This is a genomic window from Cupriavidus sp. PB-02 (assembly GCF_058252315.1).
The window spans coordinates 1,237,837-1,263,651 of record NZ_CM177694.1 but is presented as its reverse complement, the minus strand read 5'-3'; the positions used below and the strand labels follow the sequence as shown (position 1 = coordinate 1,263,651).

The following is a 25,815-nucleotide window of genomic DNA, read 5'->3' as shown; positions in this document are numbered from 1 at the left end:
TCAAGCGGGGATCAGGGACAGACGCGGCGCGTCAGCCCTTCAGCGGGCAGGCGCTCTGTGCCAGCGGTTCAAACGCCTTGTCCTTCGGAATCACTTTGCGGATCTTCATCAGGTCCCACTCGCCCTTCGACTCCGCCGGTCCCTTGGCTTCGGCGAGGTACATGTCGTGGACCATCTGCCCGTTGGCCTGGATACGGCCGCCCTTGGCAAAGAAGTCGTTGACCGGCGTCTCGCGCATCTTCGCCATGACCTTGTCGGGGTCCGCGCTGCCGACGGTCTGCACGGCCTTGAGGTAGTGGATAACGGCGGAGTACATGCCGGCCTGGACCATGGTCGGCATCGACTTGGTCTGGGCAAAGAATTTCTTCCCGAAAGCCCGGGTCTCGTCGTTGTAGTCCCAGTAGAAGGCCGTGGTGAACTGGAGGCCCTGCGACGCCTTCAGGCCCATACCCTTCAGGTCGCTATCGAAAATCAGCAGGGGCGCAACCACCTGCTTTCCTGTTCCCAGGCCGAACTCCGCGGCCTGGCGCACCGCGTTCTGGGTATCGCGCCCGGCATTGGCCAGTGCGATGACCTGCGCCTTGGACGACTGCGCCTGCAGCAGGAACGAAGCAAAATCCGATGCCGAGAGCGGGTGTCGGACCTTCCCGCTCACCTTGCCGCCGGATTGCTCGACCACCGCGACGGCACTGGCTTCCAGCGAATGGCCGAAGGCATAGTCAGCGGTCACGAAGAACCAGTCCTTCTTGCCTTCCTCGACGATCGCCCGCGCCGTGCCGTTGGCCAAAGCATAGGTGTTGTAGACGTAGTGCACACCATAAGGCGAGCACTGCTTGCCCGTGAGTTCGGTCGTGGCGGAACCCGCGAAGATGGTGATCTTCTTCTTGCTTGCGCCGAGCTTCTGCAGCGCCAGCGCCGAAGCCGAGTCGGTGGACTCGATGATCATCTCGACGTTATTGCGGTCATACCACTCCCGCGCCCGGGTCGCGGACACATCGACCTTGTTCTGGTAGTCCGCGCTCAGGACCTCGATGGGCCTGCCGAGAACCTTGCCGCCGAAATCCTGGACCGCCATCTTGACCGCGGCGACCCCGCCCGGCCCGCCAATACCTGAGTACACGCCCGTCATATCTACGAGGGCGCCGATCCGGAAGGGCTCCTCCGCCAGCGCCGGATGGCAGAGCGTTGCCAGGCAAGCCAGCGCGCATGTGCGCAGCACCGTAGTCTTCATTGAATGTCTCCAGTCGTACGTTATCGTCGTGGGCTGCCGCTGCGGACAGGGCAGCCTTCTTCTTTCTCTGCAACAACGATGCCAGCCCTGGAACCCCTGAAAACCGGCAGAAATCGGGGATTTCTGTGTCTTCGCCGGCTTGACGAGGACATTCGTGCCCACGCACATGTCCTCGGAAACTACAGTCCTGGTGCTCTCGAAGGCCGCGACAGCGGCTCAGGACTCAACGACAAAGCGCCGGTGTTCGGCGCCGCCAGCGCGGGCACACCGATGGCGTACCGCCCAGACCACGGCGCGCATTGCCTTGCTTCCAAGGCACTGGACCGTCCGCGTGCAGCGCTCGAACGCCACGTCATCCGGAAAATACCGAAGCTCCGCGGCACTGCCGAGGATCACCGCGATATCGAGTGGGGATTCCTGCTGGATAGCCAGCGCCAGCAGGCGGCTAAGCCGCCGCGTCACTGCGTTGCCATCGTCCGGCCTTTGCTGCCTGGCTTCCGACTGGATGGCACGCACCGCGGCCCGGATGTGGTGGAGCATCTCTGCAATACACATCTCGGACTGCGTTGACCGTATCGATTGCCTTGCGCCTGCCACCGTCCACTCCTTGTATTGCAGCGCCTCGCCTGTGGGTTGTCAGAACAGTTCCGGCGGGATAGCCAGCACGCTGTCGGCCCCATGCAGGATGCGATGGCGGTGTGCGCCGGCCTGCGCGAGGATGTGCTCCGCGAAGAAACGCGCGGTGGCCACCTTCGCCTCCATGAATGCCTTCGCTTCACCACGCGCCGCATACTCGTCGGCAACAAGCAACGCACGTGCCAACAGCCACCCAGCCACCAGTTCACCCGCCAGGGTCAGGTAAGGAACGCTTCCGGCATAGACCGCATTGGGGGCTTGTGCCCCCTCGCGCACGACATACCCGACGACATCGAGGAAGGCCTCCCGCGCATGTGCCAGGCCGGCCCTGACCGAGGCCGCGGCCGCGCCATCCCGCTGCGCGAGTTGCGCCTCGGTCTGCTCGATCTGCGCGGCGATCGCCCGCGCCATCGCACCGCCATCGCGGATCGTCTTGCGACCCACCAGGTCGTTTGCCTGGATGGCGGTGGTGCCTTCATAGATCGGGAGGATGCGGGCGTCGCGGTAGTACTGCGCGGCGCCGGTTTCCTCGATGAAGCCCATGCCACCATGGACCTGGATATTCAGCGACGTGACCTGCACGCCCATTTCCGTGCAGTAGCCCTTGATCAGCGGCAGCAGGAACTCGTAGAACGCATGCTGGGCCTGCCTGACCCCGGCGTCAGGGTGGCGGCAGGCCTGGTCGTCGGCGGCAGCCGCGACCAGCAGCATCGCCCGGCAGCCCTCGATGCGGGCGCGCATTTCCATCAGCATCCGGCGGACGTCCGGGTGCCGGATGATGGCGACACTGCCCGCGGCCGATCCATCCACCGGACGGCCCTGCACGCGCTCGCTCGCATACGCCACGGCCTGCTGGTACGCGCGCTCGGCAATGGCGACGCCCTGCACGCCGACGGCAAAGCGTGCCGAGTTCATCATCTGGAACATGTACTCCAGGCCGCGGTTCTCCTCGCCAATCAGGTAGCCGGTTGCGCCGCCATGGTCCCCGTACTGCATCACCGCCGTCGGACTCGCCTTGATGCCAAGCTTGTGCTCGAGACTGGTGGCATGCACGTCATTGCGTTCGCCCAGGCTCCCGTCCGCCTGGACCAGGACCTTCGGCACTATGAACATGCTGATGCCCTTGATGCCCTCGGGCGCGCCTGCGACCCGGGCAAGCATCAGGTGCACGATGTTCTCGGTCAGGTCATGGTCGCCGTAGGTGATGAAGATCTTGGTGCCGAACAGCTTGTAGGTCCCATTCTCCTGGCGCTCGGCGCGCGTGCGCACCAGCGACAGGTCACTGCCCGCCTGCGGCTCGGTCAGGTTCATGGTGCCCGTCCACTGTCCCGAGACCAGCTTGTGCAGGTACGTCTGGCGCATCGCCTCCGAGCCAGCTGCGGCCAGCGCGGCAATGGCGCCGTCGCTGAGCAGTGCGCACAGCGCGAAGCTCAGGTTGGCGGAGTTCACCATCTCCGAACACGCTGCCCCGATCACCTTCGGCAAACCTTGCCCGCCGTATTGCGGAGGATGCTGGACGCCCAGCCATCCGGCTTCCGCGTACTGGCGGAAGGCCTGCCGCAAGCCGGGGCTCGTCTTCACACCCCCATCGACCAGGGTCGCAGGCTCGCGGTCGCCGCTGGCGTTGAGGGGCGCGATCACCGCCTCGTTGAAACGGGCGCACGCTTCCAGCACGGCGGCTGCCGTCTCGATGCCGGCGTCCTCGAAGCCATCCAGCCGGGCGAGTTCGTCCAGGCCAGCCAGGTGCTCGATGTTGAAGAGGAGGTCCTTGAGCGGTGCTACGTATGTCATTGGGGTCTCGCGTATGGGGGGACACGCCTGGCCGGTTCAGTTCGTCGGGCAAACGCGTCCGGGATTGGAGGAGCTCGGGTGTCCCTGAATCAGGCGTGCGGCTGAGGAGCGCCGTCTGATTCGCGCCCTGTGGCAGGGCAATACCCGATATGCGCAGGGGGACGCCGGGGGCGGGCGTAGATGCCGCCCTCCGGCAACTGCATTTCAGCGGCCGGTGAAGCGTGGGGCCCGCTTTTCCAGGAAGGCGTTGATGCCTTCGCCGGCGTCGCCTGTCTGTGTGGCCAGGACAAAGAGTTCGGCTTCCGCCCGCAGGCCGGCCTCAAGGTCCAGCGTTGCCGCACGCCGGACCGCCTCGCGGGCGAGGTGGACCGCGGCGGGCCGCCCTTCCGCAAGCGAGGCGAGGAATGCCAGGCCAATGCTCACGGCATCGCCATCCTCGACCAGCTTGTCGACCAGGCCGATCTCCCGCGCCTCGTCGGCAGAGACAAGGCGACCGGAGAGGATCAGTTCCATCGCCTTGTCGGTTCCGACCAGGCGCGGCAGGCGCTGGGTCCCGCCATAGCCGGGGATCAGGCCGAGCTTGATCTCCGGCAAACCCAGCCTGGCGCCGGCGACTGCCACCCGGTGGCTGCAGGACATGGCCAGCTCCAGGCCGCCGCCCAGCGCCGCGCCGCGGATCACCGCAACCGTCGGTACCCGCAGGGCAGCCAGCCTGGAGAACGTGCCCTGTCCCAGCGCAGCGCCGTCACCATGTTGCGATGCCGTCCTGCCGCACAGCTCACCGATGTCGGCACCGGCACAGAATGCCCGGTCGCCGCCGCCGACCACCAGTACCGCCCGGACGTCGGAATCGGTGATGGCATCAATGCACTTCGACAGTGTCTGGATCATGCCGGAGTTCAGCGCATTGAGCGCCGCCGGCCGGTCGAGTGTCAGCACCGCCACTTCGTCGATATAGTGCAGGCCGATCGTCATGACTTGTTCTCCCCACTGTCGCCGGCAACCTTCCCCTGGTAGACGTCACGGAAACGCGGCTTGCGCTTCTCCAGGAAGGCATGGACGCCCTCCTGCGACTCAGCCGTGCCGTAGTAAAGCGCCAGGGCCTGCATGCCCAGCCCGCCAATACCGCGGATCGAGTCCGTATCGGCATTGAAGGAGCGCTTGGCGATCGCCAGGGCGGTCGGGCTCATGGCGAGGATTTCCTGGCACCACTTGTCCACCTCGGCGTCGAGCTGGTCGGCGGGTACCACGGCGTTGATCAAACCCATGGCCAGCGCCTCGGCGGCGGTGTAGCGCCGGCACAGGAACCAGATCTCGCGGGCACGCTTCTCGCCGACGACGCGAGCCAGCAAGGCCGTACCGAAGCCGGGATCGACCGAGCCAACCTTGGGGCCGACCTGGCCGAACTGCGCGGTTTCGGAAGCGATCGCCAGGTCGCAGCAGGTCACCAGCACATTGCCGCCGCCGATGGCATAGCCATTGACGCGCGCGATCACGGGCTTGGGACATTCCCGGATGATGCCCTGCAGCTCCTCGACCGGCAGGCCGATCACGCCGCGGCCGTCGTAGCCACCGTCGTGCGCGGACTGGTCGCCGCCAGTGCAGAATGCCTTCTCGCCGGTACCGGTCAGCACGACCACGCCGACCGACTTGTCCCACGAGGCCGCATTCAGCGCGTGAATCAGCTCGTCACAGGTGCGGCCACGGAAGGCGTTGTACTTCTGCGGACGGTTGATGGTGATGCGCGCCACACCTTCGCGCACTTCATAGAGGATGTCGGTATATTCGTTCATGGTTCTCAACCGTGCATGGTCAGGCCGCCAGAGACGCTGATAACCTGGCCGGTAATGAAGTTGGCGTCGTCACTGGCGAGGAATGCCACGATGCCGGGAATGTCCTCGGGCTGGCCCAGGCGCTTGAGCGGGATCGCGCGCTTCAGCCCTTCATAGATCTTCTGGCCGAACTCGCCCTCGCCGAGGAAGGACTGCAGCAGCGCCGTATCGGTCGGGCCAGGGCACACCACGTTGACGTTGATGTTGTTGCGCGCGCATTCGCGGGCGATGGTCTTGCTGAAAGCGATGACGCCGCCCTTGCACGCCGAATACACCGACTCGCCCGACGAGCCGACCCGGCCCGCATCCGACGAGATATTGACGATCTTCCCCTGCTTGCGCTTGACCATCCACGGCAGCACAGCGTGGTGCAGGTTCAGCGGCCCCAGCAGGTTGATGCCGATCACCTTCTGCCAGAATTCCGGGGTGGTCTCCAGGAACTGCATGGCGACGTCCCAGCCCGCGTTGTTGACCAGCGCATCGATGCCGCCGTGTTTCTCAGCGACCTTGCCGATCGCCGCGGTCACGGCCGCATGATCGGTAATGTCGAGCTGCAGCTGCGTGAGCTGCCTGCTGTGTTCCTTCAGTTCGGCGCTCAGATTTTCCAGCGCGCCCGCATTGACATCCACCGCGACCACATGCGCGCCTTCGTCGCAGAAGCGCTTGCACAATGCCTTGCCGATGCCACCGGCAGCGCCGGTGATCACGACGAGCTTTTCGTTCAGACCTCGCATACTGTTATCTCCTGTTTCCATTCCTACTGAATTCGATTCGACAAGATTTCCGCGGCCATCTTGCGCAGCGCAAACTTCTGGAGCTTGCCCGTTGCCGTACGCGGCAACGGCTCGAATACAACGTGCCGGGGCGTCTTGAATCCGGGCAGCCGCTGGCGGCAGTACTGGATGACGTCTTCCGCGTTGAGCGTGCCGGCGTATTCGGGCTTGAGTTCCAGCATCGCGCACGGCACCTCGCCCCACTTCGCATCGGGCACGGCCACGACCGCCGCGTTCTGCACTGCCGGATGGGTATAGAGAACCTCCTCGACCTCAAGGGAGGAAATGTTCTCGCCGCCAGAAATGATGATGTCCTTGGCGCGATCCTTGATTTCGATATAGCCGTCGCTGTGGACCACGGCCAGGTCACCGGTGTGGTACCAGCCGTCGGCGAACGCATCCTCGGTAGCCTCGGGATTCTTCAGGTATCCCTTCATGGCCAGGTTGCCGCGGAACATCACTTCGCCAATGGCCTTGCCGTCGCGCGGGATCGGGTTGAAGGCGGCATCGACCACCGTCATCTCTTCCATCACCACGCTGCGTACGCCCTGGCGCGACAGGTGGGAAAAGTAGCCGTCCTCGCCTTCGCCTTCCCATTCCCGCTGCGGCTGGCAAAGGGTGTTGACGCCGTGCATTTCCGTCATGCCGTACACGTGCAGCAGCGCAAAGCCGAGGGCCGAGATCCTGCGCAGCACCGCCGTCGGCGGCGAGGCCCCGGCACAGACGATCCGGATTGGCCGCGACGGCTTCGACCAGCCTTCAGGCTTGCCGTCGATCAGGAAATCGAGCACGGTCGGCGCGCAGCACAGATGCGTCACGCCATGCGTGGCGATGGCGTCGTAGATATCCTTTGCCACCACCTTGCGCAGGCAGATGTGGGTGCCGCCCATGGCCGCCATGGCCCAGGCAAAGCACCATCCGTTGCAGTGGAACAGCGGCAGCGTCCACAGGTAGACCGGGTCGGCGCCGGCGAGGCCCGCGTTGATCGATTGACCCAGGGCGTTCAGGTAGGCACCGCGATGGTGGTAGACCACGCCCTTGGGGCTGCCGGTAGTGCCGGAGGTGTAGTTCAGCGCGATGGCATCCCATTCGTCTTCCGGGTAGCGCAACTCGACGTCAGCAGCCGATGCCAGGAAGGCCTCGTAGTCGAGGGCGCCGACAGTGTCCTCCGCACCGGAGGCCGGATCGCGGATGTCGATCACCTGGATCGGCATGCCGGTCTGCGCCACCGCCTCGCGCACGGTCGCGGCGAACTGGGTATCGGCCAGCAGGATGCGCGTTTCCGAATGCTGCAGGATGAACGCGATGGCGGGCGCGTCAAGGCGGATATTGATGCTGTTCAGCACGGCGCCCGAAAGCGGCACGCCAAAGTGGGCCTCCAGCATCTCGGGAACGTTCGGGGCAATGACGGAGACCGTATCGCCCCGCTCCACGCCGGCCGTGATCAGCGCCCGGGCCAGCTGGTAGCACCGGTCCGCGTACTGGCGCCATGTATAGCGCCGATCCTGGTAAATGACCGCATCCCGGTCGGGGAAGACATCCGCCGCGCGGCGCAGGAAATGCAGCGGTGTCAGGGGTACGAAGTTCGCCTGGCGTTTATGCAGGCCTTGATCGTATTTCGTCAGCATTAGTGTCTCCGGCTGCTGCTTTTACTCAAACTGTGACGGCAAGTCGGGTGGCCTGGTCGATGGCCCGCAGGGCATCCAGCTCGCTGGCGACATCGGCGCCACCGATCAGCCTTGGCGCTGCGCCCCGGGCCATGAGCTGGTCGTAGAGATCGCGATTGGAGCTCTGGCCCGCGCACAGCACCACGTGGTCCACCGGCAGCACATGCGCCCTGCCATCGACCGTGTAGTGCAACCCTTCATCGTTGATGGCGTCGTACGTGGCACCGGCGGTCATCGCGATATTGGCCTTGCGCAGCTTCGCCTTGAGAATCCAGCCCGTCGACTTGCCGAGGCGCTTGCCGAGCGGCTCCGCCTTGCGCTGGAACATGTGGACGCTGCGCCGCGGTGCGGGATGGTCCGCCGCGGGCGCGAGTCCGCCGGAGTTCGCGTTCGATGCGTCCACGCCCCAGGCGCGGAAGAACGCTTGCGCATCGAGCGACTCCTCGGCATCTCCCAGCAGGAACTCGGCGACATCGAAGCCGATGCCCCCCGCCCCGATGATCGCGACCCGCTGGCCGACCTCGACCTTGCCGGAAAGGACATCGATATAGGACACGGCTTTCGGATGGTCGACACCAGCGAAGTCCGGTACGCGCGGCCTCACGCCGGTCGCCAGCACGATCTCGTCGAATGCGCCCCCGCTCAGCTCGTCCGCGGTAGCCGGCTGGCCCAGGCGCAGCGTGACGCCCAGCTTTTCCAGCCGGACCCGGAAGTACCGCAGCATTTCGTGGAATTCCGCCTTGCCCGGCACCGACTTGGCCAGGTTCAGCTGGCCACCCAGTTGCTTGTCGGCTTCGAACAGCGTGACGTCATGCCCACGCTCCGTGGCGTTGATCGCAAAGGCCATCCCGGCGGGACCGCCGCCGACCACCGCGATCCGCTTGCGCTTCAACGCCAGCCCGATCGGGAACTCGATCTCGCGACCGGCGCGCGGGTTGACCAGGCAGGTTGCGGTGCGCTCGGTGAAGATGCGGTCAAGGCAGGCCTGGTTGCAGGCGATGCAGGTGTTGATCTCATCGCTGATGCCGAGGCGCGCCTTTTTGGCGAAGTCCGGATCCGCCAGCAGCGGGCGCGCCATGGAGACCAGGTCCGCCACCCCGGAAGCGATCAGTTCCTCGGCAACCTCCGGCGTATTGATACGGTTGGAAGCCATCACCGGAATACCGACCGATTGCTTGACATTGCGGATGGCCTCGCGCCATGCCGCACGCGGCACGGTGGCCCCGATCGTCGGCACGGCCGATTCGTGCCAGCCGACGCCGGTATTGATCATGTCGGCGCCCGCTGCTTCGACTTGCCTGGCGAACGACGCAATCTCCGCGCCGGTCATTCCGCCTTCGACCAGGTCAATCGAGGAGATGCGATAGATCAGCATCGGGGCCTGCCCGAGGCGTTCGCGGACGGCGCGCACCACCTCGAGCGGAAAGCGGATACGCCCTTCGAAGCTGCCGCCGAATTCGTCGCTGCGCTGGTTGGTCAGGGCCGCGGTGAATTCATTGATCAGGTAGCCCTCCGATCCCATGATCTCCACCCCGTCGTAACCCGCCTCGACGGCAAGGGCCGCGGTGTTGACGAAGTCTGCGATGGTGCGCCACACCTCTTCGGTGCTCAGCGCGTGGGGCGGATAGGTGTTGATCCGCGCCTTGCCCGGCGACGGGGCAACACAAGTCGGCACCTTGGCATAGCGGCCGGCGTGAAGGATCTGCAGGATGATCTTGCCGCCGGCCTGATGCACTGCCTGCGTCACCGCCCGGTGCTCATCGAGCTGCTCCGGGCTGTTGAACATGGGCCCGCCTTCTTCCATCACGCCTTCCGGGTTCGGGGAGAAGCCGCCGCTGAGGATCAGGCCGATTTCGCCCGCAGCCCTGGCCGCGTAGAACGCTGCAAGTCGTTCATGGGGGCGATCCAGCGTCTCAAGCCGCGTATGCATCGCCCCCATGACCATGCGGTTGGCCAGCACAGTCGAGCCGACGGCCAGCGGGGTAAGGATCTTGTCGAGCGTCTGCATGGGGTGTCTCTATGTGTTTTGAGAGGGTTGAACACATACTAGGCACGCCCGGAATATACGTCAAGATCTTGATGTATTTTTAAGATCGATCTGGGGGAAATCCTGATCTATATTGAGGTACAAGGCACTGCCGCGACGCACTTCATATCACTTACATGTCATACTTTGCGAACCATTGTTGCCTAACAAGCACGTACAGGCGGTGCTGCCACCCGCCTTGACCTGGCAGCCTGGCGCCCGGACGTACTGCCCGCCGAGGCCAAAGCGCACTGGCCCGGCCCCGGCGAGACCGCCGGGCCGGCATCAAAATAGGTGCGCGCCTCGCGGCGCCTTAAAATAGACGGCGTTACGGCGCAGCGCAGGACCCCGCGCCGGCCTCGAGCCAATCCATGACAAACTTCGATCCCTCGTACGACCAGTCCGTCTCGTCAGTCCACAACCGGCTGTTCTTTCGCTTGTTCCAGGCGGGCAATACGCTGGACAGGCAGACGATCAAGACGCTCGGCATCACCACGGTCCAGTGGTCCGTCCTGGGCGCGCTGTCGCGCTCGCAAGTGGCGGACGGCATGTCGTTCTCCGATCTTGCGGAGTACCTGGTCGTGAGTCGGCAGAGCCTGGACGGCGTCCTGAAGCGGCTGGAGCGCGACGACCACGTCCTGCGCGTTGCGGACACAGTCGACAGGCGCGCAAAGAAGGTCGTGCTGACGCCGAAAGGGCGGGAATTCTGGAACGGCCTTCAGCCGAAGATTTATGAGTTCTATCGCCAGGCGCTCACGAGCTTCCGCTTCGATGACAAGGTGTCACTCGTTCACTTCCTGAACCAGCTCAATGCAGGGATGGCGAGTGTGAGCCTTGACGAAGAGGCTTCGGGCGACGATCTCGAGCAGGCGGTCACGCCTGCGCATGACTGAGCACGGCAGGCAAGGCAACGCGACGGCCTGACAAGGAAGTGGAAAGCGGGTCAGCCTAGCAGCCCGTGAATTTGGCGGGGCGTTTCTCAGCAAAGGCCTTTACGCCTTCCTGGTAGTCCTCACTCCAGCCCATTTCCCGAATGAAGGTGGCTTCCATCGAAAGCTGCTGCTCCAGGGTATGGCCGCGGGCAGCGTGCATCAGCTGGCGCGTTCGCACCAGGGCCTTGGTCGGCATGGCGGCCACCTGGGCTGCGAGGCGATCTGCCTCCGCCTCGAATTGCGCGTCGTCGAACACCTGCCAGATCAAACCCCACTCCGCTGCTTTTTCGGCGGGCAGCTTGTCAGCCAGGTAAGCGAGACCGAGCGCCCGCTGCATCCCCACCTTGTGCACCAAGAACCAGGTGCTGCCGGTATCCGGCGTCAGCCCGATCCGGGAAAACGCCTGCAGGAAATAGGCCGATTTCGCCGCCACGACCAGGTCGCATGCCAGTGCCAGCGATGCGCCGCCGCCGGCCGCGAGGCCATTCACCGCCGCAATGGTCGGCACCTGGAGATTCTGCAGGCGCATCACCATCGGCTTGAAGTGCCGCTCCACCAGTGCGCCGATGTCAGGCAGCTTGCCATCGACCACCTGCATGGCCGGATCGGCCAGGTCCTGGCCTGCGCAGAAGGCGCGCCCGGCTCCGGTCAGGACCAGGACCCGAACTTCGGCATTTCCCTCGACAGCCGCCAGTGCGCGGCTGAGTTCCACCATGATTTCTTCATTGAGGCTGTTCAGCTTGTCGGGCCGGTTCAGCGTGATCGTGGCCACTCCGTCCAGGAGCGTCAAATCGATGTTGGTGAAGTGCACGGTGAGCTCCTGTCTTCCGAGGTCGGCCAAGGTGTCGTGAATCCGGATTCGCTGCATGGCACTGGAACCGTCAATCTCGCGGGGGATCTCCCGGACTCGTGATCGCCCATGCCGCCCAGTGCCAATGCATCTTAAGCCCGGCCACCATATACGTCAAGATCATGACATATATTCACGACGACACACAATGCTTTCGGAGAGGTAAACCTTGATTCCACCATTTCCGGGAGGCGACACCCGCAACATCATGCTATAGATCGATGCCAAGCCTGCCACACCGATCCGTCCCGAACTTCAGGCCGTGCTCGTCGCTCAAGCCGCCCGCGCAGGGCTGGTTCGACTACCGAGGCTGAAGGTCAATGCGCTTGGCCATCGTGCGGAACTTGGTGGTCTCGGCTTGCAGGAAGCGCTGCGCCTCCTCCACCGAGCTCACCCTGGCGACCTCCGCGCCAGTGGCTTCCAGGCCACGGACCACCTGGGGATCCTGCAGGGTTTCGACCAGTGCCTGGTGCAAGCGGGCGACCACCGCTGCAGGCGTGCCTTGCCGGACCATGATGCCGCTCCAGGTAGCCTGGTCGAAATCCTTGAGCAGCGTGCCTTCGCCAAATGCGGGAATGGCCGGATCCACTTTGCTGCGACGGTTCCCGGCCCAGCCGACGAGCTTCAGCCGGCCTTGATCCGCGAGGCCGCGAAAGCTCGTGGCATAGGGCAGGATGGCGAAGTCGACATTCTTGCCGGCCAGATCCTGCATCAGGGGTGCCATGCCCTTGTACGGAATATGGCTCACGCCGATACGCGTCTTTTTCGCCATGTCTTCGGTGACCAGGTGATACATGGAACCCGGACCAACGCTGCCGTAGGTCAGGGGCTTTGCAGGGTTGGCCCTGGCGAGGGCGATGAGTTCGTCAACGGTGCGCACCGGCAGGTCGGGCCGCGCAATCATTACGAGCTGGTTGACTGTGACCGGCGTGAGTAGCTGGAAATCCTCGGTGCGCAGCTTGACCGCTGCATTGGACAGCGGCGACAGGATGACCTCGTTCGGTGAGCCGAGAAAGATCATGTACCCGTCTGCCGGGGCATTCAGCACCTTCTGCGCCGCAATCGCACCGCTGACGCCGCCGAGATTATCCACCAGGACCGGCTGACCCAGGGCCTTGGACAAACGGGTGTTCAGGCTGCGCGCAATCGAATCGGAAAGGCCACCCGCAGGATACGGGACCATCAGGATGACGGGCTTGGCTGGATACGCGTCGGCCGCGCCCGCCATCGCGGGCGCGATGGCGGCTGCGGCAAGTGTGCAACTGGCCAGGAGCTTGCGGATCAGGTTCATGTCAGTCAGGCAGTGGGGTTGAAGAACTCGGTGGCCAGCGCCACCCAGAATGCCGCGCCCGTATCCAGGCAGCGGTCGTTGAAATCGAACGAGGGGTTGTGCACGCTGCACGGGCCGGTCGGTACGCCTCCGGCATGCCCGTTGTCGCCATTGCCGATCATCAGGTAGCAGCCGGGGCGCTCGGCCAGCATGTAGGCAAAGTCCTCGCTGGCGCAAAGCGGCGTGGCGTCGTCGTTGACGCGGTCCGCCCCGTAAAGCTTGCGGGCCACGCGCGCGGCGAGCTGTGTTTCTGCGGCGGCGTTGACCAGCACCGGATAACCGCGCTCATAGGTAATCGAGTGGTTCAGGCCGAAGCTCCGGGCCTGGCCTTCAACAACCTCGCGGATGCGCTGCTCAAGCAGGTCGCGCACCTCTGGCAGGAGCGTGCGGATACTCAGCTCCAGTTCGGCGGATTCCGGGATGATGTTGTAGGCCGTGCCAGCCTGCAGGCGCCCGACGGTGATCACCGCCGCAGCCTGCGGATCCACATTGCGAGCCACGATACTCTGCAGCGCCATCACCGTGGCCGACGCGGCGACCGTCGGATCGACGGCAAGATGCGGCATCGCGCCATGGCCGCCGACACCGTGGAAGGTAATGACGGCGCGGTCGGACGAGGCCATGAACGCGCCTTCCCGTACGTAGAAGTGCCCGACCGGACGGCCCGGATAGTTATGCATGGCAAAGACAGCGTCGCAAGGAAAGCGCTCGAAGAGCTGCTCATTCATCATGCGCCGGGCGCCGCCGGCACCTCCCAGCTCCTCGGCCGGCTGGAAGATGAGGTTCAGGGTGCCCGCCCAGCCCACCCCGCGCTGGTGCAAGGCCGCCAATGCCTGTGCCGCGCCCAGCAGCATGGCCGTATGGCCGTCGTGGCCACAGCCATGCATCTTGCCGGGGATCCGGCTGGCCCAGGGCAGCCCCGTTGCCTCCTGGATCGGCAGCGCGTCCATTTCCGCACGCAACCCCAGCTGCCTGCCGCCTGCGCCAAAGCGCAGACGTCCCACCAGGCCGGTGCCGGCAATGCCGGTTGTGACGTCATAGCCCCACTCGGCGAGCTTGCCGGCGACGAAGGCACTGGTCTGGAATTCCTCGAAACCGAGTTCCGGATGGCTATGGAAGCCACGGCGCCAGGCCGTCATGCCTTCAAGGTCGGGAATGCTGCGGGCTGTGTCTTGCATCGTCGGGGATTCCACACGGTTCGGGATACGAACCATCATATGGCGCCAGGCTGAAAGCCAATTAGCGATATATTTTCCGAGGTGAACACCTCTGGTGTTCACCAGATACCCTGACCAAACGACACCCCGCCCCATGCGCCAGCATCAACTCAGAGCCTTTATCCAGGTTGCCGAAAGCGGCACGATCCGCGCCGCCGCACGCCAGCTGCATCTCAGCCAGAGTGCGCTGACCAAGGCGTTGCGCGAACTCGAGGAAGATGTCGGGACTGAACTGCTGGTACGGAGCTACAAGGGCGTCGAGTTCACCGCTGCCGGACGGGTGCTGCTGACCAATGCGCGGCTTGCCCTGGCTTCGCTGGAGAAGGCCCGGGATGAGATACGCACCTTGCAGGGCGGTGCCGGCGCGCTCGTTGCAGCCGCCGTCACGCCGCTGCTGGCAATGGATGTGCTGCCGCGCGTCTGGCAGGCCTTCAACACCCGGCAGCCCGACGCACGCCTGTCATTGAGCGAGGGCTTCCTTGCCGAGCTGATTCCCGGACTGACCGAAGGCCGCCTCGACTTTGCGATCGCGATCGCCAATCCGGCTGACCTGCCGCATGAGCTCATGTTCGAGCCGCTGCTGGAGGTCAGTGCCGTCCCCGCAGGAAGAGCCGGTCACCCGCTCGCCGGCGCGACTCGCTGGCACGACCTGCAGGATGCACCCTGGACCCTCAACCTCTCGCCCGGCAGCCAGAGCGAAACCCTGCTCGAGTGGTTGCGCGCCAGCGCCCTGCCCGTGCCACGCCACATCACGCGATGCACGTCGCCAACGCTGATGACGGAGCTGATGCGACGCACGGACGCGATCGGCTTCTGTCCGACGCGGCTGCTTGCGGATCCGATGTACGGCACCGGCATGCAGGCATTCACGTCCTTGTCTCCGTTGCCGCCGCCCATGCAGGCCGGCATCATCCGGCTGCGCGCCATGCCGCTTGGCACGTCAGCGCGGCTGTTGGCCGAACTGTTCATCCGCCAGCTTGCGCCCTGAAGCGCCGACTATTTGAGATAGAATCAGCTCCGGTCCCATTCCATAAACTGATGAGACGATCAGCATGACGCGGAGCGGCAGGTGAGCACATTCAAGCAGTTGGAGGCATTCGTCGCCATTAGCGAGATGGGGTCGTTCGACGCCGCCGCCGAGAAGCTGGACATCGCCCAGTCGGCGGTGTCCCGGCATATCAAGGAGTTTGAGACCAGTTTCGGCTACCCGCTGTTCGACCGTTCGGGTCGCACGGCCAGGCTGACGCTGGAGGGGGCCGAGGTCCTTGCCCGTGCGCGTGACGTGCTGAAGAAACGCAACGTCCTGCTCGACCAGTTCGTGCGCAAGGATGCACTGGTACGCAAGTTGCGGCTCGGCGTTACCGAGCTGACCGCACTCACCTGGCTGCCCTCGTTCGTGGATGCGATCCGCTCGCAGTTCCCCCAGGTCGTGGTCGAACTGGAGGTCGAGCACAGTGTCCCGCTGCATGACCACCTGCGTACCGGCCAGCTTGACCTGATCGTCGTGCCGAACGCATTCGACCTGACCGGACTGTTACGCACCCGGCTGGCGGAAGTCAGGAACGCCTGGTTCTGCAGCCCGACCCTCGGCCTGCCCCATACCCGCATGAAAGTGGCAGAGCTCGGCAAGTATCCGCTGCTGATGCAGGGGCCCCAATCCGGCGCCGGCGTGCTGATGCGAAACTGGTTTGCCAGGAACGGCCTGACACCGAGGAACACGTTGCTGAGCAACAGCATTGCCGCGCTGGGCGGTATTGCGGTGTCCGGGCTCGGCGTGGTCTACCTGCCGGTGGTCGTGTCGCGCGGGCTGGTGAACAAGGGCTTGCTTCGGGAAGTCCACGCCACCCCCGGCCTGCCGCCCATCCGCTATGTGGCGTTACTGCGCGCCGACTCGGCCACGCCCTTCCATCGCACCATCGCCGCGCTGGCTCAACAGACCTGTGACTTCGAGCGGCCTTACGAGCAAAGCATGGATGCCGCCATGCACGGAGCCTTGCGCGATGCTGACGATTAAGCAGATCGAGGCGTTCTACTGGGTAGCAAGGCTCGGCACGGTGCAACGCGCCGCCGACAAGCTGCACGTGACCCAGTCCGCCGCCACCAAGCGCTTGCAGGAGGTGGAGCGGCTGTCCGCCTCGCCGTTGTTCGAACAGGCCGGGCGCAAGGCCACGCTCACTCCCAGGGGCCACGAGATGATGCTGCTCTGCGCCGACCTGCTGGAAAGCGTTGCGCACCTCGAGGAGATCCAGGCATCGACACGCAATATCCCGCGCGTCGTGCACGTCGGGGTCACGGAGCTGGTCGCCATGTCGTGGTTTCCTGCGCTGGTGCGCAAGGTCAGGGCAGTCTATCCACAACTGACCCTGCAACCGCATATCGACCACTCCGCGGTGCTGCGCGACAAGATCATCGATGGGCAGCTCGACGTGGCCATCCTGCCCGAAGCCTTTGTCACGCGCTCGGCAGCCAGGGTCAATCTTGAGCTGGTCGAATTCGCCTGGTTCAGCCCGCCCGGAACGTTCAATCGCGGAGAAGTGATTCCGCTGCAGCAGCTCGCGAGCTTGCCGGTCATCGAACAGGACCGGACCTCGATCATCACCGCGCTGTGCGCGCGGCTGTTCGAGCAGGTTGGCGTCGAGCCGACCCGGCTCGGCGGCAGCCGCAGCATCATCACGCTGGCCGGCCTGATCGAAGCCGGCATCGGCGTCAGTTGCCTGCCACGCGAGTTCTTCACCAACGAAGTCGCGCAGGGCCGCCTGCAGATCGTAGAGACCGACCCGCCCGCCCCTGCCGTTCGCTATTGCGCCATCTATCCCGAACAGGCCGCCCTTGGCCTCGCGGTGGCGGAGCTGGCGCGCGAGTGCTGCGACTTCTCCCGGATGCGCGCGCCTGCATCGCTAGGCTAGTTCCCGCGCCCCGGAAAGCCGCATGCCGCCTGCCTTGGCGGGTGGCCTCCCTGCGCACGAAAACCATCTCACATGGGAATGTAAATCCATCCAAATAAATCGCTTTCGCGAAGCCATTCGAGCGCCCATGATGGGTTCAGAGCGGCCGATGGCCGAGGATGAACCTGGCCGCGGGAAAGCGCTGCCGCCCGGAGCGAGAAGACGATGCCAGCGAACTGGCCACGCAAGATTGATGAAGAGTTGAAGGCGGCGAACAGCGTGCCTGGCCTTGAAACCTGCCTGCTTGAATACCGCGCACTGCGCGACAGACAGCTGAAGCTCAACCTGGCACGGGGCGTGCCATCCGCCGAACAGCTTGCGCTGTCAGAAGCACTGCTGGCACTGCCCGGCCCCGGCGACTTCCGCACCGAGGAGGGTACGGATTGCCGCAACTACATGGGGCAGCAGGGCATCCCGGAAGCGCGCCGGCTGTTCGCCGGCGTACTGGGCGTGCCGCCGGAGAACACCGTGGTGGAAGGCAACTCCAGCCTGGCGCTGATGCATGACTGCCTGGCGTATGCGTGCCGCAATGGCGTGCCCGACGGTGACGGCCCGTGGCAGAACGTGGCGGGAGGCATCGCCTTCCTGTGCCCCGTGCCGGGCTATGACCGGCATTTCAAGCTGTGCGAGGCCTTTGGCATCCGGATGATCCCGGTGCCGCTGCGCGACGACGGCCCCGATATGGAAGTCGTGCGTACGCTGGTGACGCAGGACCGGTCGATCCGCGGCATCTGGTGCGTGCCGAAGTACAGCAACCCGACCGGCACGGTGTACGCCGACGCGGTGGTCCGGGCGCTGGCTGCGATGCCGACGGCCGCGCCGGATTTCCGAATCTTCTGGGACAACGCCTACGCGCTGCACCACTTGGGCGACCACGAAACGGAGATTGCCAACCTCGCGGAACTCTGCGTGACGCATGGCCATGCCAACCGTGCGCTGGTCTTTGCCTCGACCTCCAAGATCACCTTTGCCGGCGCGGGCCTCGCCCTGCTGGGCAGCTCGAGCCAGAACCTCGCGTGGTATCTCAAGCATGCCGCGTTCCGCAGCGTCGGGCCGGACAAGCTCAACCAGCTCCGCCATGTGCGCTTTCTCCGGGACGAGGCAGGGCTGAAGGCCTTGATGCGCCGGCATCGCGCGATCCTCGCGCCGCGCTTCGCGCGCGTGATCGAGACCTTCAGGCAGCACCTGGGCGGGCTCGCTCAGGTGTCGTGGACCGAGCCCGCCGGCGGCTACTTCATCACGCTGGATGTTGTACCCGGCACCGCACGCCGGGTTGTCGATCTTTGCCGCAACGCCGGCGTGATCCTTACCGATGCCGGCGCGCCCTTTCCTGGCGGGATCGACCCGGATGACCGCACGCTGCGCATTGCCCCATCGTCGCCCAGCCTGGAGCAGGTCGGCGAAGCGGCCGAGGCAATTGCGATCTGCACCAGACTGGCCGCGGCGGAGACCGTCCACGGCGAGGTGGTGCTGGTCTGAAGCCGGTGGCATATCCGCCCCACATCGAGCAAGAGGAAGAGGAAGACAGATGAGTGAAACACATAGCGCCGTGCTGGCGCGTTTTGCAGCAACGCTGCGGTATGAAGACATCCCGGCTGAAGTCGTCGAGCGCGCCAAGAACCTGTACGCCGACTGGGTCGGCTCCGCGCTGGCAGGCAAAGGCGGCAGGCCGGTCGAAGCGCTGGCCGCCTTTGCGCGACGGATGGCGCCGGCATCGGGTCCCTGCGAGGTCCTGATCTCGCGCGAGCGCACCACGCCCTACTTTGCCGCCTTCATCAATGGCGCCAGCTCCCACTACGCCGAGCAGGATGACGTGCACAACGGCTCGGTCTTCCATCCGGCGGCCGTGGTCTTTCCCGCGGTGCTTGCGGTCGCACAGGAAGCGGGCGCCAGCGGCAAGGACTTCATCACGGCCGCCATCGTGGGCTACGAAGTCGGGATCCGCGTCGGCGAGTTCCTCGGGCGCTCGCACTATCGCGTATTCCATACCACCGGCACCGCCGGCACACTGGCAGCCGCCGCGGCGGCCGGGCGCCTGCTGGGACTGACGCCGGCGCAGATGCTGGACGCCTTCGGCTCGGCCGGTACGCAGGCAGCGGGCCTGTGGGAATTCCTCGCCGACGCCGCCGATTCCAAGCAACTTCATACGGCCAAGGCAGCCGCCGACGGCATGATGTCCGCCTTCCTTGCCAAGAACGGCTTCCAGGGCGCAAAGCGTATCCTGGAAGGGCCGCGCGGCATGGCTGCCGGCATGTCCACCGATGCCGATGACGCGAAGCTGGTCGACGGCCTCGGCTCACGCTGGACCGTGGCCGAGACGTCCTTCAAATACCATGCCTCGTGCCGTCACACGCACCCCGCTGCGGATGCGCTGGCGCGGGTGCTGGCAGACAACCGGATTCAGCCGGCCAATATCCGCGAGGTGGTGACCCACGTCCACCAGGGCGCGATCGATGTGCTGGGACCCGTGGTGAACCCGGTCACCGTGCATCAGGCGAAGTTCTCGATGGGCACGGTACTCGGGCTGGTTGCCGAACGCGGCAGTGCCAGCGTCCGTGACTTCGAGTCGCACTTCCAGGACGCCGCGGTGGTCGCGTTCCGCGACAAGGTCTCCATGCAACTCGATGAGGAAGTGGATAGTGCCTACCCCCGCCGCTGGATCGGCAAGGTCAGCGTGACCACGGAAGACGGCAAGTCTTTCTCCGGGCGTGTCGACGAGCCCAAGGGCGATCCGGGCAACACGTTGTCGAGGGAGGAGATCCAGGACAAGTTCGCGCGCCTGGCCGACTTCTCTGCCTCCGCCAGCGTCGAAGAGATTCATGCCTTCTTCAGGGAAGTCTGGCAACTGGAAGCAGCGCCGCGCATCGGCGCGATCCTTCGGGACGCTACCAGCTAGGACATTCGCCTGCTGTCTCCTGGCGACTTTGGGTTCCCTCGACCGGTGTCGAGGGATATTTTTCTGTGCAAGACCCGGCAGCTTACTGATGAAGCGGGACGCGGAGCACCACGCACCGCGCCCGGCCATTTCCTGCGTCAGCGGATGATGAACGGGTTGTCCACCGTCGCGCCGGCGGCAATCCATACGCTCTTGGTCTGCAGGTATTCGTCGATGGCCTCGATGCCGCTTTCCCGGCCGATACCGCTCTGCTTGTAGCCGCCGAACGGCGACATGAAGCTGACCGCGCGATAGGTATTGACCCAGACCATGCCGGACTCGATCGCTTCCGACAGCGCGAACGCGCGCTGGATGTTCTGGGTCCAGACGCCGGCACCGAGGCCGTAGATGCTGTCGTTCGCGATGCGGATGGCGTCATCCTGCGTGTCGAACGGAATCGCCGACAGTACCGGGCCGAAGATCTCTTCCTGCGCGATCCGCATGCCGTTGTCGACATCGGCAAAGATGGTCGGTTCGACAAACCAGCCGTCGTCGATGCCGCTGCCCCTTGCGCGCTTGCCGCCGCACAGCGGCACCGCGCCTTCGGCCTTGCCGATCTCGATGTAGTCAAGCACTTTGGCCAGTTGCACTTCCGTCGTTACCGGACCGACCTGGGTATCCGGCTGCATCGGATTACCGAGCCGGGCGGTGGCCGCGCGCTCCACCAGGCGCGCGAGGAAGCGCTTGTAGATCGAGCGCTGCACCAGCAGGCGCGAGCCGGCGATGCAGGTCTGTCCGCTGGCGGCGAAGATCCCGGACAGCACGCCGTTGATGGCCTGGTCGAAGTCGGCGTCCTCGAACACAATGTTCGGGCTCTTGCCGCCAAGTTCCAGCGATACCTTCTTCAGGCTGGCCGCCGCGGTCTGGTAGATCAGCTTTCCGTTCGCGTCCGAACCGGTGAACGCGATCTTGCTGACCTTGGGATGGGTCACCAGGCGCTGGCCGACTTCCGCCCCGAAGCCGGTGACCACGTTGACCACGCCCGGCGGAAAGCCCGCTTCGTCGAACAGCCTCGCCAACTCCAGCGTCGACACCGAGGTGTGCTCCGAAGGCTTGATCACCACCGTATTGCCGGCGGCGAGCAGCGGTGCGAGCTTCCACGTCAGCAACAGCAGCGGCGAGTTCCACGGCGTGATGGCGATAATGACGCCCAGCGGCTCGCGCCGGGTGAAGTTGAAGTAGCCCTTCTTGTCCAGCGGGATCACCGCGCCCTGGATCTTGTCGGCGAGCCCGCCGAAGTAGCGGAACCACTCCGGGATGTAGCGGGTCTGGGCGTGCATCTCCGCGAACAGCTTGCCGTTGTCGCGGGTCTCGAGTTCGGCCAGGTGCTGCGCGTCGCGCTCGATCAGGTCGGCCACCCGGGCCAGCAGCTTGCCTCGCTGCGTCGGCGTCAGGCCCGCCCAGGCGGGATTGCGGAACGCAGCGTGGGCGGCGTCGACGGCCGCGTTCGCATCCTCCGCCGTGCCCCGCGCGATCTGCACCCAAGGCTGACCGTCGAACGGGTTCTTGCTGTCGATGTAGGCGTTGCCAGTGGGCTTCACCCACTCGCCACCGATGTAATGGTTGTAAGCTTTCATGTCGGTCCTGTCGCTTTCCCCTTGCAGGAAGGGGGATCGAGTGGGCTTACTTGTGGGCGTCGCTGCCGAGCAGCGCTTCGCGGAAGCGGCTGCGCAGGAACGGGCCGTCGCGCGGGGGCAGCACGGTGGGCACCGGCTCGGTGGTCACCTTCACCGTGGCCAGCAGCAGGCCTTCGGTGCTGAACAGTTCCTCGGCCAGCACCGCCAGTTCCTGCTCCGTGCGCACCGTGCGCGCGTTGTCAAAGCCCACCGCTCTGGCCACACCCGCGATGTCGACACCGCGCCCGGCGTGCGCCGGCTGCATCCCGGTCTCCGCATAGTGCTCGTTGTCGATCACGATCACCGCCAGGTTCTGCGGCTTGTCCACCGCGGCCGTGGCCAGCGAGCCGATCCCCATCATCATCTCGCCGTCGCCGGTAACCACCACTACGCGACGCTTCGGTTGCGCCCGCGCGATGCCCAGGCCCACCATCACCGAGCCACCCATCGCGCCCCACAGGTAGAAGTTGCCGGCGCAGTCGCCGGTCGAGGCCACGTCGTAGGTGGGATTGCCCAGGCTCGTCACCACCAGGGCATCGCCCCGGTGCTTCAAGATCCGGGCAATCGTCGTGCGGCGATTCAGAACAGCCTTTTGCGCTTCACTCATCTCAGTCTCACTTGTTGAAGTTCTTGGCACCGATCACACGCTGGGCGATCAGCACCGCCGCCAGCCGGCCGGTCTGGTAGGCAAAGCGGGCCGTCGCGCCCACCGTCTTCGCCACCTCCTCGGCTTCGTCGGCGCGGTACACGTATGTACCGGCCGACTCCAGGGCCTCCTGCGTGGACTTGCCCATCGCCACCTGCCAGGGATTGAACTCGCCCCACTCGCCGCGCATCGTCACGATGGCGAAGAACGGCATGCGGCATTCGTGCTGCAGCGACAGCATGTTGATGCAGTTGCCCACGCCGCTGGACTGCATCAGCAGCACGGCGCGCTCGCCGCCCAGCCAGGCGCCGCCGACCATGGCCACGCCTTCTTCCTCCGTGGTCAGCGACACCGTGCTGATCTCGGGATCGGCTTCGCACAGCCGGATCAGTTCGCTGTGCCCGGCGTCCGGGACGTAGCAGACCTGGCGGACGTTCGCCGCCTTCAACTCTTGGAAAATCTCGCGTGGCCAGTTTGCCGACATCGTCTTCTCGCTCCAGTTGGCAGCGCCTTCGCGCCGCCAGGTTCATCGTCGGCCATCGGCCGCTCTGAGCGAATCATGGAACAAGGAAGAACGTCGCGAAAGTGATTTAATTGAATGATTAACTATTCCGATATCTGATCTATCTGCCGCCATGCAGGCCTCGATGCCTATGCCAAAATCCGCACGTTCCGGCCCTGATGCGTGCAAGACAGGGATGGCCTTTGCGCGGAGAATCCGCCAGCATCGAGCACTCCTTGGACGACACCGATATGAACGTTCTGATTGTTTTCGCACACCCCGAACCGAACTCGTTCAGCGCCGCGCTGAAGAACACCGCCGTGCAGACGCTGACGGAGCTGGGCCACCAGGTCACCGTCAGCGACCTGTACCAGATGGGCTGGTCGCCCACGCTTGGCGAAGCGGACTTCCCGCAAGCGCGCGCCGACGCGGACTACCTGGACCTGTCGCGCGAGCAGGAACATGCGTATGCCCACCGCACCCACAGCGCCGACGTGCACGCCGAGCAGGAGAAGGTCAAGGCGGCAGAACTGGTGCTGTTTCATTTCCCGGTCTGGTGGTTCTCGATGCCGGCCATGCTGAAGGGCTGGGTCGACCGTGTGTTCAGCCGCGGTTTCGCATATTCCACCGGCCGCAAGTACGAGTCAGGGCACTTCAAGGGCAAACGCGCCATGATCTGCCTCACCACGGGAACGGCCTCGACGCTGTACGAGCCGAATGGCATCGATGGCGACCTGCATCACGTGCTTTGGCCCATCCACAACGGCATCCTCGGCTACACCGGATTCACGGTGTTGCCGCCCTTCGCGGCCTGGATGCCGGCACGGGTCACGGATGAAGACCGTGACGCCTACCTGGAAGCCTACGCCGCCCGACTGAAGTCTCTCGACGACACCGAGCCGCTGTTCTTCCATCCCTGGAGCGACTACGACGAAACCCAGCGCCTGAAGCCCGGCGTGGTGGCGCGCTCCGGCGTGCAATGGAATCCGCGCGCCGGCCAGAGCTTCGATGACTCGGCGCAGGCGTACGCCCAGCAAGAGAGCAACTGAACGACCAGCGGAGACTTGAATACCGTCATGATGAAGACCGATCTGTTCCAGACCCTGCATCATGTCTGCGTCGTGGTACGCGACATGGAGAAGTCCGTCGCCTGCTACGAGTCCATCGGCGTGGGCCCCTGGCACCCGTTTCCCTCGCTCGAGGCATTCCGGGGCGAGCTCGACGTGCCCGATGCCGATGCCTTCGTCAGGCTGCACTACCGCTACGCGAACCTCGGCAACGTCCAGCTTCAGTTGTGCGCGCCACCGGCCGGAAGTACGCCACAGCGGGAATTCCTGGACACGCGTGGCGAAGGCGTGTTCCATCTCGGCTTCACCGTACCGGACTGCGACCAGGCGGAAGCGGAGGCCACCGCACTGGGGCTGGCGATCATGTTGCGTGGGCGCTTGCCAAACCGCAGTGGTTTCACCTACTTCGACACGGCGGACAAAGGCGCCGGCGTGACGCTGGAGATCCGGGCAAGCAAGGCCTAGCGCCGTCCAGCCTTACCTGCTCCATCGGGCCCGGCAAACGCTCCAGCGTTGCCGGGCCCGATGGTTTTCACGATCGCAAACCGCACCAGCCACGACGCAAAAGAAAGTGGCCCTTGAGGGCATCCACCTCAAGGGCCGATTCAGCAAGTCACGACTCAGTACACCACCGACTCCAGCAGCGGCTCCTGCTTGCGAATGCGTTGGTATCCCAGCGGCGACACATCGATGGTCCGATACTGCCCGTGGACGATCCACTCCGCCACCGCCCGGCCCGTGGCCGGCGCGTGCATGACCCCGTGACCGGAAAAGCCCGTCGCCAGCAGGAAGTTCCCGATCTCGTCATGCGCGCCGACCACCCCATTGTGGTCCAGCAGATTCATCTCGTAATGGCCTGCCCAGGCGCGCAGTAACCGCGTGCTCTCCATCGCCGGGACGCGGTGCGCCAGGTACGGCCACACGATGTCCTCGAACAAGTAGTGATCCGGTTCGAAGTCGCCCTCAGCATGAGGATCCCTGTGCGCTTCCGGAGCAATGCCGGCAATGAAACCATCTCCCTCAGGACGGACCCATATGCCGGAGTTGTCGAACAGCATGGGGAACCCCTCGGTTGGAACCGGTGCCTTGATATGGAAAACGGTACGCTTGCGCGGCTCGACCGGCAGGGCGATATCCAGCCAGCTCGCCACTTTCCCGCCTGCAGGGCCGGCAGCATTCACACACCAGTCGCAAGGGATGACACTGTCATCGGCAAGCCTGACGCCTGTGACTCTGCCATTGCGCGATTCGATGCCGTTGGCTTCCGCCGTGACATACTCAACGCCAAGCTTCTTTGCTTCGCGCCGCACGAGCTGGAGCAGCGCCCAGGCATCGAACCAACCTTCGCTGGCGGCGCCATATGTCGCGATGCCGATATCGTCAACATTGAGCCACGGATAGCGAGCCTTTGCCTGTGCGGGCGTCATGATATCGATGGTTGCGCCGGCTTCGATCTGCGATAGCGCCGTCGCCTGCATGGCATCGGCGCCCTCCTTTGTGCCGAGCAGCAGGTAGCCGCGCTCGTCGAAGCCAATGTCCGCATCATCGCCAAACCACTGCCTGATGTCGCGGAACATGCCGGCGCCGAAGAGGCTCATGCCGATGTTGAAGGGACAACCGAACTGCGTGCGGATGGACGAAGCCGACAGTGCGGTCGAACAATACTGATAAGTGGGATCGCGCTCGATCACCTTGATGGGTCCCGCAAAGCCCTCCTTGCGCAGGAAGAAGGCGGTAAAGCTTCCGATGATGGCGCCGCCGATGATGACGACCGTGGCAGTTCGCTGGTTCATGGTGGAAAAAAGGAGAGTTGAATCGG

23 protein-coding genes are annotated in these 25,815 nt (G+C 64.8%); 8 read left to right on the top strand and 15 right to left on the bottom strand.

The features are described from left to right. Positions 1-31 precede the first annotated feature (31 nt). The 8 genes from AC10V3_RS06025 to AC10V3_RS05990 all read right to left on the bottom strand — a co-directional run bounded on the left by AC10V3_RS06025 (position 32) and on the right by AC10V3_RS05990 (position 9,938). Complete coding sequence (locus AC10V3_RS06025; RefSeq protein ID WP_022534278.1) at positions 32-1,231, bottom strand: ABC transporter substrate-binding protein; 1,200 nt, start codon at positions 1,229-1,231, stop codon at positions 32-34. A 216-nt stretch (positions 1,232-1,447) separates the two neighbouring features. Then, on the bottom strand, positions 1,448-1,786 hold the full coding sequence (locus AC10V3_RS06020; protein ID WP_051369689.1) for a hypothetical protein: 339 nt from the start codon (positions 1,784-1,786) through the stop codon (positions 1,448-1,450). A gap of 81 nt (positions 1,787-1,867) precedes the next feature. Beyond that, positions 1,868-3,658, bottom strand: a complete 1,791-nt coding sequence (locus tag AC10V3_RS06015) for an acyl-CoA dehydrogenase (protein WP_490923276.1) — start codon at positions 3,656-3,658, stop codon at positions 1,868-1,870. 204 nt (positions 3,659-3,862) lie between these two features. Next, the gene (locus AC10V3_RS06010; protein ID WP_490923275.1) at positions 3,863-4,633 is read right to left on the bottom strand and encodes an enoyl-CoA hydratase/isomerase family protein; all 771 of its coding nucleotides are present in this window, start codon (positions 4,631-4,633) and stop codon (positions 3,863-3,865) included. Further along, positions 4,630-5,451, bottom strand: a complete 822-nt coding sequence (gene badI / locus AC10V3_RS06005; RefSeq protein WP_490923274.1) for a 2-ketocyclohexanecarboxyl-CoA hydrolase — start codon at positions 5,449-5,451, stop codon at positions 4,630-4,632. Before badI ends, AC10V3_RS06010 begins: the two co-directional genes overlap by 4 nt. Positions 5,452-5,456: 5 nt before the next feature. Continuing rightward, positions 5,457-6,224: a glucose 1-dehydrogenase gene (locus AC10V3_RS06000; protein WP_041680985.1), complete on the bottom strand. Its 768-nt coding sequence runs from the start codon at positions 6,222-6,224 to the stop codon at positions 5,457-5,459. 23 nt (positions 6,225-6,247) lie between these two features. Continuing rightward, positions 6,248-7,891, bottom strand: a complete 1,644-nt coding sequence (locus tag AC10V3_RS05995; protein WP_349609366.1) for an AMP-binding protein — start codon at positions 7,889-7,891, stop codon at positions 6,248-6,250. A gap of 25 nt (positions 7,892-7,916) precedes the next feature. Then, positions 7,917-9,938 (bottom strand): oxidoreductase, encoded by a 2,022-nt coding sequence (locus tag AC10V3_RS05990; RefSeq protein WP_022534271.1) that lies wholly within the window; start codon positions 9,936-9,938, stop codon positions 7,917-7,919. Positions 9,939-10,327: 389 nt separating this feature from the next. Between AC10V3_RS05990 and AC10V3_RS05985 the strand changes: the two genes are divergently transcribed. Continuing rightward, positions 10,328-10,849: a MarR family winged helix-turn-helix transcriptional regulator gene (locus AC10V3_RS05985; protein ID WP_022534270.1), complete on the top strand. Its 522-nt coding sequence runs from the start codon at positions 10,328-10,330 to the stop codon at positions 10,847-10,849. 55 nt (positions 10,850-10,904) lie between these two features. On the opposite strand, the gene AC10V3_RS05980 is transcribed toward AC10V3_RS05985, so the two are convergent. The 3 genes from AC10V3_RS05980 to AC10V3_RS05970 all read right to left on the bottom strand — a co-directional run bounded on the left by AC10V3_RS05980 (position 10,905) and on the right by AC10V3_RS05970 (position 14,246). Next, positions 10,905-11,699, bottom strand: a complete 795-nt coding sequence (locus AC10V3_RS05980; protein ID WP_041680984.1) for an enoyl-CoA hydratase-related protein — start codon at positions 11,697-11,699, stop codon at positions 10,905-10,907. Positions 11,700-12,039: 340 nt separating this feature from the next. Then, positions 12,040-13,029, bottom strand: a complete 990-nt coding sequence (locus AC10V3_RS05975; protein WP_022534268.1) for a tripartite tricarboxylate transporter substrate binding protein — start codon at positions 13,027-13,029, stop codon at positions 12,040-12,042. 5 nt (positions 13,030-13,034) lie between these two features. Continuing rightward, the gene (locus AC10V3_RS05970) at positions 13,035-14,246 is read right to left on the bottom strand and encodes a M20 aminoacylase family protein (protein WP_022534267.1); all 1,212 of its coding nucleotides are present in this window, start codon (positions 14,244-14,246) and stop codon (positions 13,035-13,037) included. A 133-nt stretch (positions 14,247-14,379) separates the two neighbouring features. Between AC10V3_RS05970 and AC10V3_RS05965 the strand changes: the two genes are divergently transcribed. From AC10V3_RS05965 to AC10V3_RS05945, 5 genes are all read left to right on the top strand, one after another. Beyond that, positions 14,380-15,273 (top strand): LysR substrate-binding domain-containing protein, encoded by an 894-nt coding sequence (locus AC10V3_RS05965; RefSeq protein WP_022534266.1) that lies wholly within the window; start codon positions 14,380-14,382, stop codon positions 15,271-15,273. Between the two features lie 81 nt (positions 15,274-15,354). Further along, complete coding sequence (locus AC10V3_RS05960) at positions 15,355-16,299, top strand: LysR family transcriptional regulator (RefSeq protein ID WP_022534265.1); 945 nt, start codon at positions 15,355-15,357, stop codon at positions 16,297-16,299. Then, entirely contained in the window at positions 16,286-17,191 is a 906-nt protein-coding gene (locus AC10V3_RS05955; protein ID WP_022534264.1) for a LysR family transcriptional regulator, read from the top strand. The genes AC10V3_RS05960 and AC10V3_RS05955 overlap by 14 nt, the downstream gene beginning before the upstream one ends. Before the next feature lie 258 nt (positions 17,192-17,449). Further along, positions 17,450-18,709 (top strand): aspartate aminotransferase type Ic, encoded by a 1,260-nt coding sequence (locus AC10V3_RS05950; RefSeq protein WP_349609373.1) that lies wholly within the window; start codon positions 17,450-17,452, stop codon positions 18,707-18,709. Positions 18,710-18,758: 49 nt separating this feature from the next. Next, complete coding sequence (locus tag AC10V3_RS05945; protein ID WP_022534262.1) at positions 18,759-20,126, top strand: MmgE/PrpD family protein; 1,368 nt, start codon at positions 18,759-18,761, stop codon at positions 20,124-20,126. A gap of 137 nt (positions 20,127-20,263) precedes the next feature. On the opposite strand, the gene AC10V3_RS05940 is transcribed toward AC10V3_RS05945, so the two are convergent. The 3 genes from AC10V3_RS05940 to AC10V3_RS05930 are packed head-to-tail and all read right to left on the bottom strand — an operon-like array spanning position 20,264 to position 22,911. After that, positions 20,264-21,742, bottom strand: a complete 1,479-nt coding sequence (locus tag AC10V3_RS05940) for an aldehyde dehydrogenase (RefSeq protein ID WP_022534261.1) — start codon at positions 21,740-21,742, stop codon at positions 20,264-20,266. A gap of 46 nt (positions 21,743-21,788) precedes the next feature. Continuing rightward, on the bottom strand, positions 21,789-22,388 hold the full coding sequence (locus AC10V3_RS05935) for a thiamine pyrophosphate-dependent enzyme (RefSeq protein ID WP_022534260.1): 600 nt from the start codon (positions 22,386-22,388) through the stop codon (positions 21,789-21,791). A gap of 7 nt (positions 22,389-22,395) precedes the next feature. After that, positions 22,396-22,911, bottom strand: coding sequence for a thiamine pyrophosphate-binding protein (locus tag AC10V3_RS05930; RefSeq protein ID WP_022534259.1), 516 nt, complete (start codon positions 22,909-22,911; stop codon positions 22,396-22,398). 269 nt (positions 22,912-23,180) lie between these two features. Here AC10V3_RS05930 and AC10V3_RS05925 point away from each other — a divergent pair, with 269 nt between their 5' ends. Both AC10V3_RS05925 and AC10V3_RS05920 read left to right on the top strand, forming a co-directional pair. After that, a complete protein-coding gene (locus AC10V3_RS05925) occupies positions 23,181-23,978 on the top strand; it encodes an NAD(P)H-dependent oxidoreductase (RefSeq protein WP_349609376.1) in 798 nt (265 codons plus the stop codon). Positions 23,979-24,005: 27 nt separating this feature from the next. Beyond that, positions 24,006-24,461 (top strand): VOC family protein, encoded by a 456-nt coding sequence (locus tag AC10V3_RS05920; RefSeq protein ID WP_041680983.1) that lies wholly within the window; start codon positions 24,006-24,008, stop codon positions 24,459-24,461. A 155-nt stretch (positions 24,462-24,616) separates the two neighbouring features. Here the strand turns inward: AC10V3_RS05920 and AC10V3_RS05915 are convergent, their stop codons facing one another. Further along, positions 24,617-25,789 carry an NAD(P)/FAD-dependent oxidoreductase gene (locus tag AC10V3_RS05915; protein WP_022534256.1) on the bottom strand — a complete coding sequence of 391 codons (1,173 nt, stop codon included), beginning with the start codon at positions 25,787-25,789 and terminating at the stop codon, positions 24,617-24,619. Positions 25,790-25,815 lie beyond the last annotated feature (26 nt).

Excerpts from the sequence above, each read along its gene's own strand:
- AC10V3_RS06025 (WP_022534278.1), bottom strand. The coding sequence starts at position 1,231 with ATGAAGACTACGGTGCTGCGCACATGCGCGCTGGCTTGCCTGGCAACG.
- AC10V3_RS06020 (WP_051369689.1), bottom strand. The coding sequence starts at position 1,786 with ATGTGTATTGCAGAGATGCTCCACCACATCCGGGCCGCGGTGCGTGCC.
- AC10V3_RS06015 (WP_490923276.1), bottom strand. The coding sequence starts at position 3,658 with ATGACATACGTAGCACCGCTCAAGGACCTCCTCTTCAACATCGAGCAC.
- AC10V3_RS06010 (WP_490923275.1), bottom strand. The coding sequence starts at position 4,633 with ATGACGATCGGCCTGCACTATATCGACGAAGTGGCGGTGCTGACACTC.
- badI (WP_490923274.1), bottom strand. The coding sequence starts at position 5,451 with ATGAACGAATATACCGACATCCTCTATGAAGTGCGCGAAGGTGTGGCG.
- AC10V3_RS06000 (WP_041680985.1), bottom strand. The coding sequence starts at position 6,224 with ATGCGAGGTCTGAACGAAAAGCTCGTCGTGATCACCGGCGCTGCCGGT.
- AC10V3_RS05995 (WP_349609366.1), bottom strand. The coding sequence starts at position 7,891 with ATGCTGACGAAATACGATCAAGGCCTGCATAAACGCCAGGCGAACTTC.
- AC10V3_RS05990 (WP_022534271.1), bottom strand. The coding sequence starts at position 9,938 with ATGCAGACGCTCGACAAGATCCTTACCCCGCTGGCCGTCGGCTCGACT.
- AC10V3_RS05985 (WP_022534270.1), top strand. The coding sequence starts at position 10,328 with ATGACAAACTTCGATCCCTCGTACGACCAGTCCGTCTCGTCAGTCCAC.
- AC10V3_RS05975 (WP_022534268.1), bottom strand. The coding sequence starts at position 13,029 with ATGAACCTGATCCGCAAGCTCCTGGCCAGTTGCACACTTGCCGCAGCC.
- AC10V3_RS05970 (WP_022534267.1), bottom strand. The coding sequence starts at position 14,246 with ATGCAAGACACAGCCCGCAGCATTCCCGACCTTGAAGGCATGACGGCC.
- AC10V3_RS05965 (WP_022534266.1), top strand. The coding sequence starts at position 14,380 with ATGCGCCAGCATCAACTCAGAGCCTTTATCCAGGTTGCCGAAAGCGGC.
- AC10V3_RS05955 (WP_022534264.1), top strand. The coding sequence starts at position 16,286 with ATGCTGACGATTAAGCAGATCGAGGCGTTCTACTGGGTAGCAAGGCTC.
- AC10V3_RS05945 (WP_022534262.1), top strand. The coding sequence starts at position 18,759 with ATGAGTGAAACACATAGCGCCGTGCTGGCGCGTTTTGCAGCAACGCTG.
- AC10V3_RS05940 (WP_022534261.1), bottom strand. The coding sequence starts at position 21,742 with ATGAAAGCTTACAACCATTACATCGGTGGCGAGTGGGTGAAGCCCACT.
- AC10V3_RS05935 (WP_022534260.1), bottom strand. The coding sequence starts at position 22,388 with ATGAGTGAAGCGCAAAAGGCTGTTCTGAATCGCCGCACGACGATTGCC.
- AC10V3_RS05930 (WP_022534259.1), bottom strand. The coding sequence starts at position 22,911 with ATGTCGGCAAACTGGCCACGCGAGATTTTCCAAGAGTTGAAGGCGGCG.
- AC10V3_RS05925 (WP_349609376.1), top strand. The coding sequence starts at position 23,181 with ATGAACGTTCTGATTGTTTTCGCACACCCCGAACCGAACTCGTTCAGC.
- AC10V3_RS05920 (WP_041680983.1), top strand. The coding sequence starts at position 24,006 with ATGATGAAGACCGATCTGTTCCAGACCCTGCATCATGTCTGCGTCGTG.
- AC10V3_RS05915 (WP_022534256.1), bottom strand. The coding sequence starts at position 25,789 with ATGAACCAGCGAACTGCCACGGTCGTCATCATCGGCGGCGCCATCATC.